Raw genomic sequence first — 17,131 nt, 5'->3', positions numbered from 1 at the left:
CGACTCGGATCCGCTGGTAGCGGCGCGAGGTTCGCGCTACTCCAGCGGCCGGGCGCCCAGCTCGGTCTTGAGCAGTTCCATCGCGACCTTGTTCGGGTCGAAGCGTCCCTCGGGGGTGGCGTTCTGCACCTCGGCGACCATCTCCGCACGCTCGGCGTCGGGGATGTCGTCGTCTTGGCGTGGCGGTTCAGGCTCCTCGGGCTCGGCCGGGGCCTCTGGTGCCGCGGCGGCGTCGGACTGCTCACCCGAGCTGCCCCGAGCGCGGCTCGGCCGTGAGAAGGTCTGAGCACGACGCTGCTGCCGATCCGGTTGGCCCGCTGCGTTTTTCGCGGGCGCGCTCACGTCGACGATCTTGTGGATGGTCTGCACGTCGAGTTCGGTTCCGAAGACCTCGTGCAGCGCCTCGCGCATGATGTTCACCGCGTGCGGCGCCGACAACCTGCCGACCAACACCTCGACGGGATGCGCCAAGACCACGACGTTGTCGCGGATCTCGTCGACGACGGCGTTCGACAGCATCGGCTCGAGACTCTTCGACCGCTCACGCACCGCGGCGCGCACTTCCTGGAAACGCTTGCGAGCGGTCTCGACGTCAAGGCCGGTCTGGGGCTCGGGTTCTGGTTCGGGTTCGGGTTCGGGTTCGACGCTGCGCGGCGTGGACGGTCGGCCGTCGTCGGGGACGGGCGCGTCGTAGTCGTCGACTGGCTCGTCGGGCAGCGGGATGTCGTCGTCTGCGGCTACCACCGCGGCCGGTTCCGGCGTCGGGGCAGGTTCGGGCGTCGCCTGCGCTCCGCGCTTCGGCATCGGGCGCGTTGGCTCGGCGGGTGCTGCCGCGGCGGGAACGGGCTCGGGCGGGGTGGTCTCGACACGACCTTCGCTAGCGCTCCGGTCTGCTCGACCAGCGGAGGAATCACCTTCGCTGGCGCTCCGGTCTGCTCGACCAGCGGAGGAATCAGCGCCGCCGCCGGCCGGGGCAGCCTCCTCGCGCGGAGCGGGGAGCGCCACGGCCTCGATGGGAGCCGCATCAGCCTGGGCGGCGGGAGCCGCATCGGCCCGGGCGGCGGGCTCGTCGGCCGTCTTGCGCTGCGAGGGGCGCACGTACTTGGGCGGGTCGACGGGCGGTGGGGCGGGGGCCGCGGTGGGGGCACCCTCGTCGCGTGCGGACGGCGAAGGCGTTGCACCGCCGGCGTTCCCTCCGGCGGGAGCGACGCCCGACTCGAGTCGTTCGAGGCGCTGGAGCAGCGCGGCGTCGTCGGCGGAGACCGATGGCAGCAGCATCCGCGCGCACATCACTTCGAGCAGCAGGCGCGGCGACGTGGTGCCGCGCATCTCGCCGAGCGCTTCGTGCACGATCTCGGCGAAGCGGGTGAGTCCGCCCGGTCCGAGGTGCTCGATCTGACCCTGCATCCGCGCGAGTTGGTCGCCCGGTGCTTCAACCAGTCCACGTTCGGCAGCGTCCGGAACTGCTTGCAGCAGAATGAGATCGCGCAACCGTTCGAGGAGGTCGACGGCGAAGCGTCGAGGATCATGCCCGGCGTCGACGACCTTCTCGACCGTCGCGAACAGCGCTGCGCCGTCGGAGGCGGCGAGTGCGTCGATGGCGTCGTCGATGAGTGCGATGTCGGTGACGCCGAGCAGTGCGAGGGCGCGGTCGTAGGTGACGCCCTCGTCGGATGCACCGGCGAGTAGCTGGTCGAGGATCGACAGCGAGTCGCGGGGCGAGCCGCCGCCCGCGCGGATGACCAACGGATAGACATCCGGCGCCACGACGACGCCCTCTTTGGCGCAGATGTTCTCGAGCAGCCCGCGCATGACCGGCGGCGCGAGGAGGCGGAACGGGTAGTGGTGGGTGCGCGAGCGGATGGTCGGCAAGACCTTCTCGGGCTCGGTGGTGGCGAAGACGAAGATGAGGTGCTCCGGCGGCTCCTCGACGATCTTCAGCAACGCGTTGAACCCCGCGTTGGTGACCATGTGCGCCTCGTCGACGATGAACACGCGATATCGCGACTCCGACGGTGCGTAGAAGGCGCGGTCGCGCAGTTCACGTGTGTCGTCGACGCCTCCGTGGCTGGCGGCGTCGAGTTCGATCACGTCGAGGTTGCCCGGCCCGCCCGGAGCAAGGGCCACGCACGACGAGCAGACGCCGCACGGCATCGACGTCGGGCCCTGCTCGCAGTTCAGTGAGCGCGCCAGGATGCGGGCCGACGACGTCTTGCCGCATCCGCGCGGTCCCGAGAACAGATACGCGTGATTGATGCGGTTTCCGTCGAGGGCGCGGCTGAGCGGATCGGTGACGTGCTCCTGCCCGACGACTTCGGCGAACGTTGCCGGACGATAGGTGCGATACAGAGCCACGCGTCGAGACTACCGGCGATCACCGACAGCGCAGCCGCCTCCCCTATAGCTGTGCACAGCAACCTGTCGCGGCAGGTCAGACCGCCGGGCTCGTGGCGGGAGCTTCCGCACCGAACCGGTCGCGCAGCGCGAACTTGAGCACCTTGCCGGACGGGTTGCGCGGCAGCGCGTCGATGAACTCCAGACGCAGCGGGAGCTTGTAGCGGGCAAGGCGGTCGGCCGCGAACTCGCGCAGTTCTTCCAGGGTCACGGTCTCGCCGGGCGCCGTCGCGACGACCGCGGTAACGGCCTCGCCCCACTTGGCGTCCGGGAGTCCGACGATCGCGACCTCGGCGACCGCGGGGTGGCTGTACAGCACGCTCTCGACCTCGGCGGGGTACACGTTCTCGCCGCCGCTGATGACCATGTCCTTCACGCGGTCGATGACGTAGACGTAACCGTCCTCGTCCTCACGTCCGACGTCGCCGGTATGGAACCACCCGTCGTCGTCGATCGCGGCATCGGTGGCGCCGGGATTGTCCCAGTAGCCCACCATCACCTGGGGTCCACGAACACAGATCTCGCCCGGCTGCCCCGGCGCAACCTCGGCGTTGGTGGCGTCGACGAGTCGCACGTCCGAGAGCGGCAACACCCTGTTGCCCGCGGCTCCGATCTTCTTCTCCGACTCGTCGATGCCCATCACGAGTGCGAGTGGAGCCGTTTCGGTGAGGCCGTAGCCCTGCGCGAACGTGACACCGCGGTCTGCGTAGGTGCGCATCAATGGCTCGGGTACCGGAGCGCCGCCGCAGATGAGGTATCGCAGGGACGAGAGATCGGCGGTGGCAAAGGCAGGCACCTGACTCATGAACAGGAACATCGCGGGCACGCCGAACATCGTTGTGACACGGCATTTTTCGATGTCGGCGAGTGTCTGTGTCGGGTCGAACGCTCCCGACAGGATCACGTGGCCGCCCTTCTGGAGCGTGACCAATGTGGTGACGTTGAGGCCGCCGATGTGGAACAGCGGCGCCGCGGTGTAGGTGATGTCCGTGGAGACGGTGTCGAAGCTGAGCAGCGCATTGATGTTGTTCCAGAACAGGTTTCCGTGCGTGAGCATGGCGCCCTTGGGACGACCCGTGGTGCCCGAGGTGTACATGATGACCGCGACATCTTCGGCGTCGGCGAACACCGGATCGGCGATCGGCTCACCCGACGCCAGCACGTCGTCGAAGTTCTCCCATCCGTGGGCTCCGCCGACCGCGATGAACCGCTGCACGTCGATGTCTGCGCGTACGTCGTCGACGACGCCGGTCAGCGAGGCGTCGGCGATGAGAGTTGTTGCGCCGCAGTCATCGAGGATGTACGCGAGCTCGGGTCCGGTGAGCCGGAAGTTGAGCGGGACGAACGTCGCGCCCGCTCGCGCGCAGGCGAACAGCGCGACCAAAAAGGCCGAATGGTTCGGTCCGAGGTAGGCAACGCGATCGCCGTGCGCGACTCCGCCGTCGACCAGTCGCTCGGCAAGCAGGTCGATTCGACGCTGGAACCCGGCGAACGTCAGCGTCTCGCCGTCGAAGGTCAGTGCTGGGTGATCCGGGATGATCGCTGCACGCCGCGCAATCCACGAACCGAGATCCATCGAATCGGGTACCACCACTCGTCCTGCCATCACTGACTCCCGCCATCGAGGGCGGAGCATGCTCGAGACTCCGCCGAAGTTGGCGACAGCTTATTGCCCACCCGTGTCCGAGTTCAGTGAATTGGCAATAACCGAGTAGTGCTACTGCAGATCGGTGACGCCGGAGCATTCGGGTGCGCGCAGCGTCAGCAGTCCGTGGTTGACGGCACTGATCGTGATCTTCACCTTGCCGCGGCCCGGGATGTCGTCGATCCGATAGCCGCTGTTGTCACCGAGCGTGTGATACGAGTGGGCGTAGTAGGTGTGCGTCGCACCATTGGACAGTTGGGTTACGACGACTCTCGTGTCGGAGGTGTAGAGAAAGAAGCTCTTGCTGTCGCCCCACAGGGTGAATGTGTTCTCGCCCTGTCGCCGCTGGACGGTTACGCCCGCATTGGAGGGGAGATCGATGATGTTGGGGTTGAGGCTGAAACACTGCATCCCGACCTGGCCGACGACCACTTCATCAGCCGCGGCGTGCCCAGCCCCGATCGTGGCTGCGGCTACCGCGCAGGCACCGACGAGCCCTGTGGTCATTCTGCGTGTCATCGAACGTCGAATCATGGTGTGCCTCCTCGAGAATGTGGGGCCGTGGACGTCGGCCCCGTCATGATTCACGTCGAATTGCAGCGACAACTCGTTAGCGCGACTAGCCGACCGTGTCGCGAACGTTATCGGCGCTAGCCTTTTCGGCGGTATTCGACGCCCGATAGACGACGATTGTCGCGATTGCCGTGCCGAGGAAGACCGCGTTGTAGGGATATACCGTGAACCATTCGAGCCAACTGATTCCGTGTTTGAAAAACAGTCCGATGAGATAGGCGTCGGGAACGGTCTTGTTGACGAACCAGATCGGATGCGCGAGATAGGTGCGCCATGAGAACGCCACCAGGATCAGGCCTATGCACGCCGCACCCGCCAATGTTCGACGCAGCGGTGACAGATCAACGCGGAGCACCAGATTCACGCAGATCACCATGATCGGCACGAACCACACCCAGTGATGTCCCCACGACATCGGCGAGATCGCGCATGCCGTCATGCCGACCATGCTCAGTGCGAGCAGTTCCTGGCCGTGACGGTGCGCGAGTACGGCCGCATACATACCCAGCGCGAGCGCTGCGAGGGCTAGGACACCCCACAGCAACGAGTTCGGCGCGTCGGTGTGGATGAGGTTGGCCAACCACCCGCGGATCGACTGGTTACCAACGGTTTGCGGTGCTCCGACTCGGTTGGAATCGAAGAGCTTGTCGGTCCAGTAGGCCCAGGATTCACTGGGCAGCACGATGAATCCGACGATGATGGTGCCGACGAAGCCTGCGATGACCCCGAACATCGCGCGCCATCGACGCAGAATTGCCAGGTAGAGGATGAAGATCAGCGGGGTGAGCTTGATACCCGCGGCGATTCCGGTGCCGATGCCCATGCCGCGGCTGTTGTCGCCCTTGGGTCCGTCGACACGCAGCAGGTCGGCCAGGATGATGAGCAACAGAAAAATGTTGATCTGGCCGTACCAGACCGTCGTGCGGACCGGTTCGAGCAGCAGCGCGACGGCGATCAGCGAGAGCGCGATGAGCCGCAACGGCCACGTCGCCTGCCTGCCGAGCGAGCGGAAGCACAGCATGATCACCAGGTACAGCGCGATGAAAATGCCTGCGGTCCAGACGATTCGGGCCGCTTCGAACGACATCAGCGCGAACGGGATGAAGATGATGGCCGAGATGGGTGCGTACGTGTAGTCCATCTGGCCGAGCAGTTTGGCGTCGTACAGGCTGCCGCCGTCGAGCACGGTTTGCGTTCCCGCGCGGTACACGTCGAGGTCGAGCTGGTTGTCGAAGAGTCCCCAGAACGGCGTCGTGAAGGGAACGATCACATCTTGCAACCACACGGCCACGGCGGCGACGAGCAGGAAGCCGACAGCCACGACCCAACGTCGTGAGGCCCTCACCATTGCCGGACTGTCACACGCGCGCCGTCTCGTCAGGATTCGACGTCGGCGAGGAGCTTCTCCGTCGCGGCAAGAAGTGCACAGGTCGCAACGCCGTCCATCGCGACGCGCAGGTCGTCGGTGCTGGGGAAGGTCGGTGCGAGCCGGATGTTGCGGTCATAGGGATCGTGCTTGTACGGGTAGGTCGAACCCGCGGCCGTCAACGCGATCCCGGCTTCCTTCGCAAGCTCGATGGTCCGCTTGGCGGCGCCGTCGAGGACGTCGAGGCTGATGAAGTAGCCGCCCTCGGGCTCCGACCATGCCGCGACCTTGGAGTCGGAGAGCCGGTCTTGGAGAATCTCGAGCACCAGGCGGAACTTGGGGGCGAGGATCTCGCGGTGCTTGGCCATGTGCGCGCGCACGCCGTCGGCATCACCGAAGAACCTCAGGTGGCGAAGCTGGTTGATCTTGTCCGGGCCGATCGTTGTGAACGCCAGATTGTCGGTCAGCCACTTCACGTTGGCCGCCGACGACCCGAAGAACGCAACGCCCGCTCCGGCGAAGGTGATCTTCGACGTCGAGCCGAACACGTAGACCCGGTTGGGGTGGCCCTCCTGCGCGGCGATGTCGACGATCGGCAGCGGGGTGGGCGGGGCGTCGACAAGCGTGTGGACGGCGTAGGCGTTGTCCCAGAAGACACGGAAGTCCGGCGCCGCGGGCATCGCCATCAGGGCGCGTGCGACGTCTTCGCTGTAGGTGGCGCCGGTGGGGTTGGAGTAGGTGGGCACCGCCCACAGACCCTTGATCGACGGATCGTCGGCAACCAACTGCGCGCAGACGTCGACGTCGGGGCCGTTCGGGAGCATCGGAACCGGGATCATCTCGATGCCGTAGTGCTCGGTGATCGCGAAGTGACGGTCGTATCCGGGCGACGGGCAGAGGAACTTGACGGTCTCGCCGGTCGACGACCAGGGAGCGGGCGAGTCGGGGGTGCCCTTGAGCAGCGAGGACACCACCACCTGGTGCATCAGGTCGAGGCTCGCGTTACCGAAGGCGATCAGGTTGTCGGCGTCGACGGCGAGCAGTTCGGCGAAGATCGCGCGGAGTTCCGGCAGTCCGCTGACGCCGCCGTAGTTGCGGCAGTCCGTGCCGGAGGCGTCGCGGTAGTCGCCGAGGCCGGGCAACGACAGCAGCTCGTTGGAGAGGTCTAGTTGTTCCGGCGCAGGCTTACCACGGGTGAGATCCAGCTTCAGCCCTGCGGAGAGCAAACCCTCGTACAGTTTTTGCAGGTCGTCCTGGGTGGCGCGAAGTTCGTCTGCACTCATCGAGTGGTAGTTCAACGGAGACCTCTCGCCGAACCGGCGCCAGGCTCGATGGCGGCTTTCGGCACGCTTGCGGATCTGAACAAAGTTAGAGGACCCCGCGCACCCGAGAGAGCCCGTTGACCCTTGCTGCCTTCCGGCCCTGGGGGAGTTCACAGGATGCACGCCGCGCGGGATCCGTCGTCAATTGTAGCGAGCCTTCGCCGTGATGTGTCAGGGGGTCGGCGTGGCTGTCGCCCGGAAGCCGATCAGCGCAGGAGTCGCGGGAGCAGAGCGAGGCGGGCCGCGTAGTCGCGCGGCAGGTAGGCGGCGCGGCTGCGGGTCCAGTCCTGCCCGGAGAGTCCGTCATAGGTCGAGGGCATCGCGATACCTGCGGGCGCATAGGCGTCGAGTCCGTTGGCTCGCGTCGTGTAGACGGCGCGCCACAGATGGTCGGAGAACGCGATGATCCCGGCGACGTCGACGCGCGCCGACGGTCCGCGGAGTTGTGCGACCTTGGCTGCGACGCCGTCGGTGGAAAGGTAGACCAGCGTGCCGTCAGGCTTGCGATTCGGCGGGATCTCGACGACGCCTGCGGCATGGAACTTCGCGTGCAGTACGCGGGCGATCTCGGTCTGCGCGTAGATCGGGATGGCGCGATTGCCGCGCGTGCGGATCGCGGTTTCGGCTAACGCTTCGTTGACGGGGCCGGGTTCGCCGACCGTGCGCGTCGGGTCGACGCCGGGCGCGATGCGGTTGCCGAAGCTGTACGCGATGAGCAGGCTGAAGTCGCCCGCTGCGCGCGTCGGGGTGTGCACGGGATCAACGCCACGCTGTGGCGATGCGTGCGCCGGGGCGAAAGCGACCAACGACGCCATCAGGGCCAGGGCGATCGTCGACGCCGCCAGCGCTAACCGACGACTCGGTTGCAATGGACGTGCCGGCCGCGGGCGATGCGGATGCGGGCGGTTGGTCGCTCTGAACGCTGCCATCGTGTCGCTCCTGCCATGGACGGGGTGGGTATGTTCGACCGTCGCCGCGAGCAGCGTTCCGGCTGAACGCGCGTAACCATCCCAGGCGCAGGTGTCCGCGGAGTGAACGCCAACCGGATTCAGAGCAGTGACCTGCGGAAACGAAACGAGCCCGACGCTGACGTAAGCGCCGGGCTCGTTTCTGCTGCGGAGGATAGGAGATTCGAACTCCTGAGGGCTATTAACCCAACCCGCGTTCCAGGCGAGCGCCATAGGCCACTAGGCGAATCCTCCAGGCTTGGCGATAATAACGGCCAATCCACCCCAGACCCAAATTCGTGCGGTCGTCACCGGGCGTCGATCGGTAGCGTCGGAGGTGCTCCCTCGCCACGGAAAGGTCGACGCCATGCCCACATCCGAATCCCCCTACGTCGTTCTCGGCGCGACCGGCAATCAGGGCGGCGCGGTGTTGCACGCGCTGCGCGACGCAGGTAAACCCGTGCGCGGCGTCGTACGGTTTCTGGATTCGGACAGGTCGCTGGAGCTCGCGGACCGCGGCATCCCGCTCGCCGTCGCCGACATCGCGACCGGAAAGGGGCTCGCCGACGCCTTCGCCGGGGCCGCCGGGGTCTTCGCCCTGACGACGCCGTTCGAGTCGGGAGCCGACGCCGAGGTCGGTCAGGGCGAGAACATCATCGCGGCAGCTGAAGCCGCAGCCGTGCCGTACCTGGTGTTCTCGTCGGTCGCCGATGCCGATCACAACACCGGTATCCCGCACTTCGACTCGAAGTACGAGGTGGAGACGAAGCTCGCCGCGTCGAGCATCCCGCACACGATCGTCGGCCCGACGTACTTCTACGACAACCTGCTCGGCAGCCTCGACGCACTCAAAGCCGGCGTGATGCCGCTCGCCCTCCCCGCGGAGAAACCACTGCAACAACTCTCGCGCCGGGACTTCGGCCGATTCGTCGCGATGCTGTTCGACGCCCCGTCCGGTTTCGCAGGCCGACGCATCGACCTGGCCTCCGACGAAATCACCTCGAACGCGATGGCCGCCGCAGTGACTGCCGCGACCGGCCAGGAGGTTCACGCGGAATCGTATGACCCCGAACGTATTTCGTCGCCGGACATGCGGGCGATGTTCACGTTCTTGGCGACCAAGGGGTACAGCGTCGACATCGCGGCGCTGCACGCGGCCTATCCGCAGATCGAGTGGGAGTCGTTCGCAGATTGGGCGCAGCACGCCCTCGGCTGACCCGAGAATGTGTGTCGTATCGAAGGATGTGGGTACTGCAGCACACACATCCTTCGATACGACACACGTTCACTCTCTAGGGCCACTCCCCCAGGCTGGATTCGACGTCGAACGTCGACTGCAGGAACCCCCGGAGGCTTGCATCGGAGTCGTCGGCGGTTCGAACGGCGGTGTACGGCAACACGAATTCGCCGAGCGTCGTGTCGTACGACGCCGCGGCGGGGTGCACCTTCGCGTCCGGGTAGCCCTCGTAGACGGGATACGAGTAGGAGTAGAAGGCCCCCTCGTCGGCCCCACCGGGCCAGAACCCGGCGCTGGAGACCTCCTCGCAATAGGATTCGACCATCACCCGCTCCGGACAGTTGGGGACGACGCCGGAGAACAGCGGAGCGGGACGGCCGGAGAATCTGGTGACCGCGAGATCGAATGAGCCCCAGAAGAAGTGAACTGGGCTGCACTTACCGCGCCACTTCCCACGGAACTCCGCGAAAACGCGCTGCGCGCTGACCAATTGGTGCCAGAAGAGCTTCACGGCGTCGGCGTCGTACGAGGCGTGGGTCGTATCTTGCGGAAACGGAATTGACTCGGCCACTTCGACGGGGCGGTCGTAGATGGGAACGCTGATGCCGAGCGATTCCAATTGTGCCAGATAGTCCGCGTAGAAGTCGGCGGTGGTGCGTGGCTCGAGACGTACCTGTCGCCGTTCGCCTTTCGTCGTCGTGATGTCGAGGACGTGGTCGGCGAAGTCGAAGACGACCTCGACGCCGTAGCCGTCGTAGGGCATCAACGACGTCGTGAGACCCACCGAGTTCACATACAGCGCGACCTGCCACCAATGATTCTCATTCGGGGCCAGCGCCATTCGGGTCTTTCCGACGATCTGACTCCACATGTGCACTGTGTCGCGGGTCTGCTCCCAGTCGGACACACGAAGCTCCGGCCATGATTCGAACGTTGCGGTTGTGGTCATTCGCTACTCATTCCCTTGTGCGACGCCGCGTTTCGACTGCACGACGCCAGATGTCGATGCTCAGTTCGGACCGATCCTGTTTCCCTTCTCGTCCCAGTGGGCACCCACCTTCTTGCTGGGCTGCACGCGCGGAGGCTCACCCGGCATCTTCGGGTAGCTCGGCGGGTAGGGCATGTCGCCGAGACCCTGAGCGTCGTCGCGTTCGACCATCTCCAGCAGCGGCTCGAGACCACGACGATGCGCGGAGATGTCGGCCATCGGATCACCCCGTCGGGCAACGAGTTCCGGGACGCTGCGCATGGTGCAGTCGTCGGGATCGACGTCGGCGAGCTCGGCCCAGGTCACGGGAGTCGATACGCGCGCGATTGCGTTGCGTCGCACCGAATACGGCGCGGCCATGGACCGGTCGCGCGCGTTCTGATTGAAGTCGACGAAGATCCGCTCGCCGCGATCCTCTTTCCACCACGAGGTGGTCACGGCGTCAGGGTCTCGACGCTCCAGTTCGCGCGCGAGCGCGATGCCGCAGCGTCGGGTCGCAATGAAATCCCAGCGCGGCTCGATGGGGATGAACACGTGAATTCCCCTGCCGCCAGACGTCTTTGGGTATCCGACGTAGCCGAGCTCGTCGAGTAGCGGAGCAAGGAGGTCGACGGCGACGCGTCGAACGTCGTCGAAGTCGGTGCCGGGCTGCGGGTCCAGATCGATGCGCAGTTGGTCGGGATGGTCGTTGTCGGCCGCGACGGTCGGCCAGGTATGGAACGTCACGGTTCCGAGGTTGGCCGCCCAGACGATCGACGCCGGGCTCGTCGGACGCAACGCGTCGCCGGTTCGGCCAGAGGGGAACGTGATTCGCGTCGACTCGACGAAGTCGGGCCGCTTCTTCGGTAGATGCTTCTGGTAGATCTCGTCGCCGTCGATGCCGTCGGGGAAGCGCTGCAGGAATGTCGGTCGATCACGGAGGGCGACGAGGAATGGACCGTCGGCACCGTCGTCGCGCGCCTGTGCGATTCGCTGGTAGTAGCCGACGAGATCTCTTTTGCGGCCACCGTTTTCGCCGAGCTCGGGAAAGTAGATCTTGTCGGGGTTGCTCATCCGGACGGCAACACCGTCGACGTCGAGTTCCTCGGCGGGCGAGCGGGATGCCATATCAGCCGTCTCCTTCGAGCACATCGTGAAGGTCGTAGGTCAGCGGGACGTCGAGTTGGTCGTAGCCGCAGCTCTCGGGATCGCGGTCGGGACGCCACCGCAGGAACTTGACGGTGTGCCGGAATCGGTGGTTTTCCATCTGGTCGTAGGCGACCTCGGCGACGAGCTCTGGTCTGATGGGTATCCACTCGCCCGACTTCTCCGATCGCCACCGCGTCGGCTCGCCCGGTGCCGGCTTGTCGGGATCGGTACGCATCGGCGCGAACATCTCTTCGAGTTCGATTCGCTTCTTGTCGGTGAACGCACCGGCGCCGCCGACCATGTGAAGGTCTCCCGAATCGGTGAAGAGGCCCAACAACATCGAGCCCAGACCGGTTCCGCTCTTGTGCACTCGGTAGCCGATGACCACACAGTCGGCTGTGCGCTTATGTTTGACCTTCAGCATCTCGCGCTTGCCCTCGACGTATGCCGAGCCGAGCCGCTTGGCGACCACGCCGTCGAGGCCCGCGCCCTCGAATGCGGAGAACCAGGTGCGCGCGGTGTCGGCGTCGGCGGTGACGCGGCTGACGTTGAACCGCCTGCCCGGCTTGTGCGCACCCACCGCCTCCACGAGCGTGTCGCGGCGTACGGCGAAGGGCTCGTCGACGACGCTGCGGTCGCCGAGTGCGAGCGCGTCGAATCCGATGAAGATCGCTGGTGTCTTCTCGGCGAGCATCCGCACGCGTGAGTCGGCGGGGTGAATGCGCTGCGCGAGCGAGTCCCAGTCGAGGCGGTGCACGCCGTCGATCACGGACGGGACGCCGACCTCGCCGTCGAGGACCACCTTGTCGGGGAGTTCGGCGCGCGCGGCGTCGACGATCTCGGGGAAGTAGCGCGCGAGGTCTTTGCCTCCGCGCGAACCGATGTAGACCTCGTCGCCGTCGCGAAAGACCAACGCACGAAAGCCATCCCACTTGGGTTCGTAGGACCACGACGGCTCACCGTCTGGTTGTTCCGGCACCGCTGAGACAGCCTTGGCGAGCATCGGCGCGACGGGAGGCATGACCGGTAGGTCCACCACCCCATACTCCCCATTGCACGACGATCCCGCAATGAGCCGCGCGTCCCGCGCTGGTCGAGCTCCCCGAGCCGCGTGGCGCAGGTATATCGAGAGCCCGGCCTACGCAGCCTCAATACGCGTTGAGGTACTGCGCTCTCGAGTCGCCGCTCGACCAGCGTATGGTGGCGCGCACGATTCATAGCCAGGTGTAGTTGCCCTCCGCAAGGCCGTAGCTCTCGTTGCGTATGACTTTTCCGGTCAATTTACGTAGCACAGATGCCATCCGGGTGTACATTGCTGACTTGGTTACGACAGCATCAAATTTTGAACCCATTTTTATGTACGTTTCCGGGTTGGTGTGGACGTCGACGAGATTCCACCATTGGTGCTCGGTCTCGGCCTTACCCTCGAACACTCGCCCGCTAATTTGCTGCAGCGATTCTCCGTAGCCCCAATCCAGTTTAGGTACACGATCGCGAGTGTCACGGATGTGAATCGACGGGGTATCCGACCAGACAGCTGTCGACAATGGTGAGCCAAACGTGACAATTCCGATGACGTTTCTCCGCTTGATACGAGCCGCGTTGATAACATCGATTCCGCCTTGGCTGTATCCGACGAGCAGGATTTCTACGTCTGGGTTACCGGTTTCGGAAATGGCGTTGTCGATGGCTGCGAGTACATCAATGTCGGGCACGAACAGCGATGCTCCAACGTTCTCCGCCGCCGACTGTTGCGCATCAGATGCGAAATCGGTGCCAGCGACATACACGATCAACCGCCTGTCGTGGTCGACATCACTCAGGACCTCCTGGACGTAAATCGGCGCGTACTTACTGGTTTTGTCCCATAGCGTCTTGAATAACTCAGATGTCGACTTCGGTGGCACGGTCTTCGGAGTGCTCGAACCGGAATTGTCTTCACCAGCCCGAGAAGGCCTTGGGGCGGGAGTACCGGTGATCTCCACGATCTGGCCGAACAAGGTTCGCTGATAGCCGTTAAGGAACTCGAGTGCAATCTGTGTGCCGATTCGAACACCGCTGAAGCCCTGACGCTCTAGAGCTGCGTCAAGTTGCCTGACGATATTCTCAATTTGAGCGATGGACTTGCTGACGGTGACCAGGGCGTCGGCTACCACGTGCATTGCGTAGGTACGCACGAGGTAGCGCTGCAGGGTGCTGTTGTAGCCATTCAGCTCCGGAGCGAAATCGGCTTCGAGTGCCGCGACCTTATCCTTGTAACCGCGCGCATAAATGGACGAGTCGTTCTTGACGAGTTCGGCCGCAATCACGGCCGTCGGATTCGACCCGGTGGCGAATATGAGTGTGCGTGCTTGTCCAGGTTCCAACCATGTCAATGCCTCGGTGTTACGCACATAAACGTCCTGAATCTGGGTTGCCCGACCACCGTGGCCGTCGTCGACAACAACGGTTATCCGCTCTGAGTAGGCGTAATACTTTATAGATCCGTAGCTGGCGTAACCGACTGGCGTGTAGACGATCACACCGTCCTGGAGCACTGCGCTCCCTCCGTTTGAGGCGGTGAGCGAGACCACCGACACGTCATCGAAGTCATCGTCGGCAAGGGTCAGGATGAACTCGGCATCTGCGACGAACTCTCCTTCGGAACCGGGGACAGAGGTAATAGTGGCCACCGGGTTCTGGTTGTAGAACGGAACGTGGAGGCTGACCGGTACCTTCACGGACCCGCCATCCTGCCCGTCGTCGACGATGATATCGAACGCGGCGTCGTAAGCGCCCTCATGTGCGAGAACGAGATCGGGGATATAACGCACCACCGTTGGCCCACTTTCAGGCCGAGCGACTTCGACTGCGCCCGCTGAAGGCGTAGTGGCGCTGTACCGGACCTGGTCGAACCCGATCCATCCCGAGTACTGGCCCCAATCTATGTCCGATGCAGTGACGAGATAGGTGCGATACCCGAGAGCGCCGCGCGGGTCTTCCGTCTCGCTGACCTGGACCTGCGGTGCGTTGTTCACCTGAATGAAGTCGATGTCGATCTGACCGGCGAGGCCGGTTGGGGTGCCTTTACCGTCGGAAGCGCCCACCACGAACAAGTCCGACACCTTACCGTAGTGAAGGTAGTAGCGGTCGGTGACGGTGTAGGTGAACGTGTCGTCGGCGTTGTGAGTGATCATTCCGCGCGAAGGTTGCGTCAGTACTGAGTAACTGATCAGGTCGTGATCGGCATCGGTTACCGCCGGACGGAACGTCACCGACCGACCGTCGGCGGAGCGCGAAACTTCCAGCAGCTTTCCAGTAGGTGCCTGATTGGTCACCGCGGGAGCATCACGCAGTGGGATCGCCGGTATCCCTTCGGCGGGGGAGTTCGACCTCGGGCCTGCCGGCATGCGCATGATCGAGCCAAGGAGCACCACCGACCCATCGTCAGCTTTGGGCGCCTGGACGGTGACCATCTGCCAGCTGCCGGGAACTGAACTGTAAGTGCCGGATTCGCCAGCTGCGAGCACGTCGAAGCTCAATATCTGGCCTCCGGGAGTCGACCTGGTGATGGCGATCGATGCGGTGCCGTCGTTAAAGACCTTCACTCTGCCGTCGACAACGGCGTAGCTTACGCCTGCGCTGACCGGATTCGCGTAGGTAACCGCGGTGAACACGCTGTTATCGCCAGCGTCGACGAATCGGTTGTCGGGATCTTCGGCGTGATAGTCGGGTATGGACGAGCCGCTAAGCGGGATGTAGTCGAGGGGGGATTCTGTTGCGCTGCCGACGGCTATAGTGTCGCCGAGCAAGGTTGACGGGCTGACGGTGATGCGGCCGACGACCGTGGGTGCGCCGTCAGTTCGAGGCGTCTGCACCGTGTAAGCGGTAAATCCCAGCGGACTGGCCTCGCTCGCGCGAGGCATCTTGTAACTCTCGCCGGACTTGATGACCACCAGGCCCTGGCTGGAGTAGGTGGGGAAGTACAAGTTTACGATTGCGACGTCAACGGCGCTATTGTTATGCAACGTAAAGGCACCAGAGCCGTCATCCGGAACGCTGTAGGTCAGTCCAGGTGGCGGCGGGCTACCTTCAAACCCGGAGCCCCAATCGTTGTCGCCATAGTTCCAGAACCGGTTGTCGGGGTCTGCGGCCTGTTCGTTGGTGGTGAGAGTTGATGATTCCGCGTAGTAGTATCCGGCCTCTTCCTGCGTCACGTCCAAGCGCATTGGTTGCCGTGATGCGCGGGCTCCCAGTGTGATGGTTCCCAGCGCGAGAGCCGTTTCGGTCACGGTAGGCACAGAGGCGCCGTCAGCAGATGCGCTCGGATCGACCGCGGAGACCACGACATCTTGTCCAGAAATGGACGCAAGACTGTCTATTTCAGATTCAGTACGCCATTCCGTGTGCCCGATTGGCTGATCTAGTCCCGACACGACATCCACGGGGTCCCCGGATGCGGCTGGCAGAGGCACTGACTCCGAAGCTGACTGTCGTTCTGCTGCAACTTGATTTGAAGATGCAGTGAATTCCGAGCCTATTCGGCCGCCAGCGCTTAATGCGCGCCCAGTAAGCGTAGAGGCCGAGGCGTGGCGATCGTAAGGGTCGTTCTGGCTGGTTTCAGGTCCGGACTTGGCCTCGGCCTCATGGGACTCGCTCTCGTCGGTGAGTCCGACTGGCCCCATGCCCGTCTCGGTAGTTGGTGCCGGTGCGGCATCTCTGGGAATCGACCCGGCGGGACTAGCACCAGTAGCGACTTCGCTCGGCACGGTCACGCTGGAGGGGTTCAAATCGGGTTCGGAATCGATCGGCGACGACCCCGCTATATTTCTGGAATCCGTTGCGGGAGGATCGCCGTCGGAAATTTCCGTACCCTCCGAGGGGTCGGAATCGTCACTGCTCGAAGAGGCACTGTTTGGTGACTCACTCTGAGTTTCGTCGGCGGAGGCAATGCCGGGAGCGGCGGCGGTCAGTACCGCTGCGCTGAATCCCAATGCGACGGCAACTCGTCGGGTGTTACCGATGTGCTTAATGGCGTGCCTGGACATACGACCTCTTTACTCGAGTCGGGACGCACAAAAAGTACCAGCCGCCTGCGCACCTGCGTCGCGGTAGAACGCGCGCCAACGCAAAAGTTCCCCCATATAGGGGAACGCTGTCCTGGCACTTAGAAAATGTCTGTCGCGTGCCCACCAAACAGCTAGTCAAGATGCGCCTGAAGGTTCGAGTGTCATTCGGCGGTCGCGGCGGGTTTGTTTTCAAGACGCCTTCTGGACTCATAGGGGGGCTGCCGAGCAGAATTCCAACTGTTTGACTCACCGGGCGAATTAGGGTTGCGTGCCAATACATGCTCACGCAACGGTGGCTACCGCAACAACGCTACGACCCGCGCGGGGCACAGAAGACCCAGCAACTCCCACGTGCACCGCCAACTACTGATTTCGACTCGGCAGGTCGCTCCGCGAGCTCCATTCGCTGGTCGAGCCTGTCGAGACCACCGCTAGTGATTTCGACTCGGCTGCTCGCTGCGCTCGCGGCCGCTCAATCAGCGG

At 64.3% G+C, this 17,131-nt stretch carries 11 protein-coding genes, 1 tRNA gene and 1 other RNA gene; 1 reads left to right on the top strand and 12 read right to left on the bottom strand.

Going from position 1 to position 17,131, the window contains the following annotated elements; all coding sequences use genetic code 11:
• Positions 1-36: 36 nt before the first annotated feature.
• The 8 genes from A5788_RS03660 to A5788_RS03625 all read right to left on the bottom strand — a co-directional run bounded on the left by A5788_RS03660 (position 37) and on the right by A5788_RS03625 (position 8,502).
• Positions 37-2,355, bottom strand: coding sequence for a DNA polymerase III subunit gamma and tau (locus tag A5788_RS03660; RefSeq protein ID WP_064865125.1), 2,319 nt, complete (start codon positions 2,353-2,355; stop codon positions 37-39).
• A gap of 76 nt (positions 2,356-2,431) precedes the next feature.
• Complete coding sequence (locus A5788_RS03655) at positions 2,432-4,000, bottom strand: acyl-CoA synthetase (protein ID WP_064865121.1); 1,569 nt, start codon at positions 3,998-4,000, stop codon at positions 2,432-2,434.
• 111 nt (positions 4,001-4,111) lie between these two features.
• Entirely contained in the window at positions 4,112-4,546 is a 435-nt protein-coding gene (locus tag A5788_RS03650; RefSeq protein WP_231894221.1) for a hypothetical protein, read from the bottom strand.
• A 112-nt stretch (positions 4,547-4,658) separates the two neighbouring features.
• Positions 4,659-5,960, bottom strand: coding sequence for a glycosyltransferase 87 family protein (locus A5788_RS03645; protein ID WP_197494537.1), 1,302 nt, complete (start codon positions 5,958-5,960; stop codon positions 4,659-4,661).
• 29 nt (positions 5,961-5,989) lie between these two features.
• Complete coding sequence (locus tag A5788_RS03640) at positions 5,990-7,276, bottom strand: aminotransferase class I/II-fold pyridoxal phosphate-dependent enzyme (RefSeq protein WP_064865112.1); 1,287 nt, start codon at positions 7,274-7,276, stop codon at positions 5,990-5,992.
• Positions 7,277-7,345: 69 nt separating this feature from the next.
• An RNA gene (ffs, locus tag A5788_RS03635) (signal recognition particle sRNA small type) lies at positions 7,346-7,440 on the bottom strand.
• Between the two features lie 66 nt (positions 7,441-7,506).
• Positions 7,507-8,229, bottom strand: a complete 723-nt coding sequence (locus tag A5788_RS03630) for a hypothetical protein (protein WP_231894222.1) — start codon at positions 8,227-8,229, stop codon at positions 7,507-7,509.
• A 187-nt stretch (positions 8,230-8,416) separates the two neighbouring features.
• Positions 8,417-8,502, bottom strand: a tRNA-Ser gene (locus A5788_RS03625).
• 112 nt (positions 8,503-8,614) lie between these two features.
• Here A5788_RS03625 and A5788_RS03620 point away from each other — a divergent pair.
• Complete coding sequence (locus A5788_RS03620; RefSeq protein WP_064865178.1) at positions 8,615-9,463, top strand: NmrA family NAD(P)-binding protein; 849 nt, start codon at positions 8,615-8,617, stop codon at positions 9,461-9,463.
• Between the two features lie 76 nt (positions 9,464-9,539).
• Here A5788_RS03620 and A5788_RS03615 read toward each other — a convergent pair whose 3' ends face one another.
• From A5788_RS03615 to A5788_RS03600, 4 genes are all read right to left on the bottom strand, one after another.
• Positions 9,540-10,433: a DUF5996 family protein gene (locus A5788_RS03615; RefSeq protein WP_064865106.1), complete on the bottom strand. Its 894-nt coding sequence runs from the start codon at positions 10,431-10,433 to the stop codon at positions 9,540-9,542.
• A 60-nt stretch (positions 10,434-10,493) separates the two neighbouring features.
• Complete coding sequence (locus A5788_RS03610; RefSeq protein WP_064865104.1) at positions 10,494-11,579, bottom strand: DNA polymerase domain-containing protein; 1,086 nt, start codon at positions 11,577-11,579, stop codon at positions 10,494-10,496.
• 1 nt (position 11,580) lies between these two features.
• A complete protein-coding gene (locus A5788_RS03605) occupies positions 11,581-12,636 on the bottom strand; it encodes an ATP-dependent DNA ligase (protein WP_064865102.1) in 1,056 nt (351 codons plus the stop codon).
• A 178-nt stretch (positions 12,637-12,814) separates the two neighbouring features.
• The gene (locus A5788_RS03600) at positions 12,815-16,024 is read right to left on the bottom strand and encodes an Ig-like domain-containing protein (RefSeq protein ID WP_156525441.1); all 3,210 of its coding nucleotides are present in this window, start codon (positions 16,022-16,024) and stop codon (positions 12,815-12,817) included.
• Positions 16,025-17,131: the final 1,107 nt, after the last annotated feature.

Source organism: Gordonia sp. 852002-50816_SCH5313054-c (genome assembly GCF_001665925.1).
Classification (GTDB): domain Bacteria; phylum Actinomycetota; class Actinomycetes; order Mycobacteriales; family Mycobacteriaceae; genus Gordonia; species Gordonia jacobaea.
The sequence above is the reverse complement of the archived record's forward strand: the minus strand, read 5'-3'. Positions and strand labels throughout refer to the sequence as shown.

Coding starts and splice junctions, on each gene's coding strand:
- A5788_RS03645 (WP_197494537.1), bottom strand. CDS start 5,960: ATGGTGAGGGCCTCACGACGTTGGGTCGTGGCTGTCGGCTTCCTGCTC.
- A5788_RS03615 (WP_064865106.1), bottom strand. CDS start 10,433: ATGACCACAACCGCAACGTTCGAATCATGGCCGGAGCTTCGTGTGTCC.
- A5788_RS03650 (WP_231894221.1), bottom strand. CDS start 4,546: ATGACCACAGGGCTCGTCGGTGCCTGCGCGGTAGCCGCAGCCACGATC.
- A5788_RS03655 (WP_064865121.1), bottom strand. CDS start 4,000: ATGGCAGGACGAGTGGTGGTACCCGATTCGATGGATCTCGGTTCGTGG.
- A5788_RS03620 (WP_064865178.1), top strand. CDS start 8,615: ATGCCCACATCCGAATCCCCCTACGTCGTTCTCGGCGCGACCGGCAAT.
- A5788_RS03610 (WP_064865104.1), bottom strand. CDS start 11,579: ATGGCATCCCGCTCGCCCGCCGAGGAACTCGACGTCGACGGTGTTGCC.
- A5788_RS03630 (WP_231894222.1), bottom strand. CDS start 8,229: ATGGCAGCGTTCAGAGCGACCAACCGCCCGCATCCGCATCGCCCGCGG.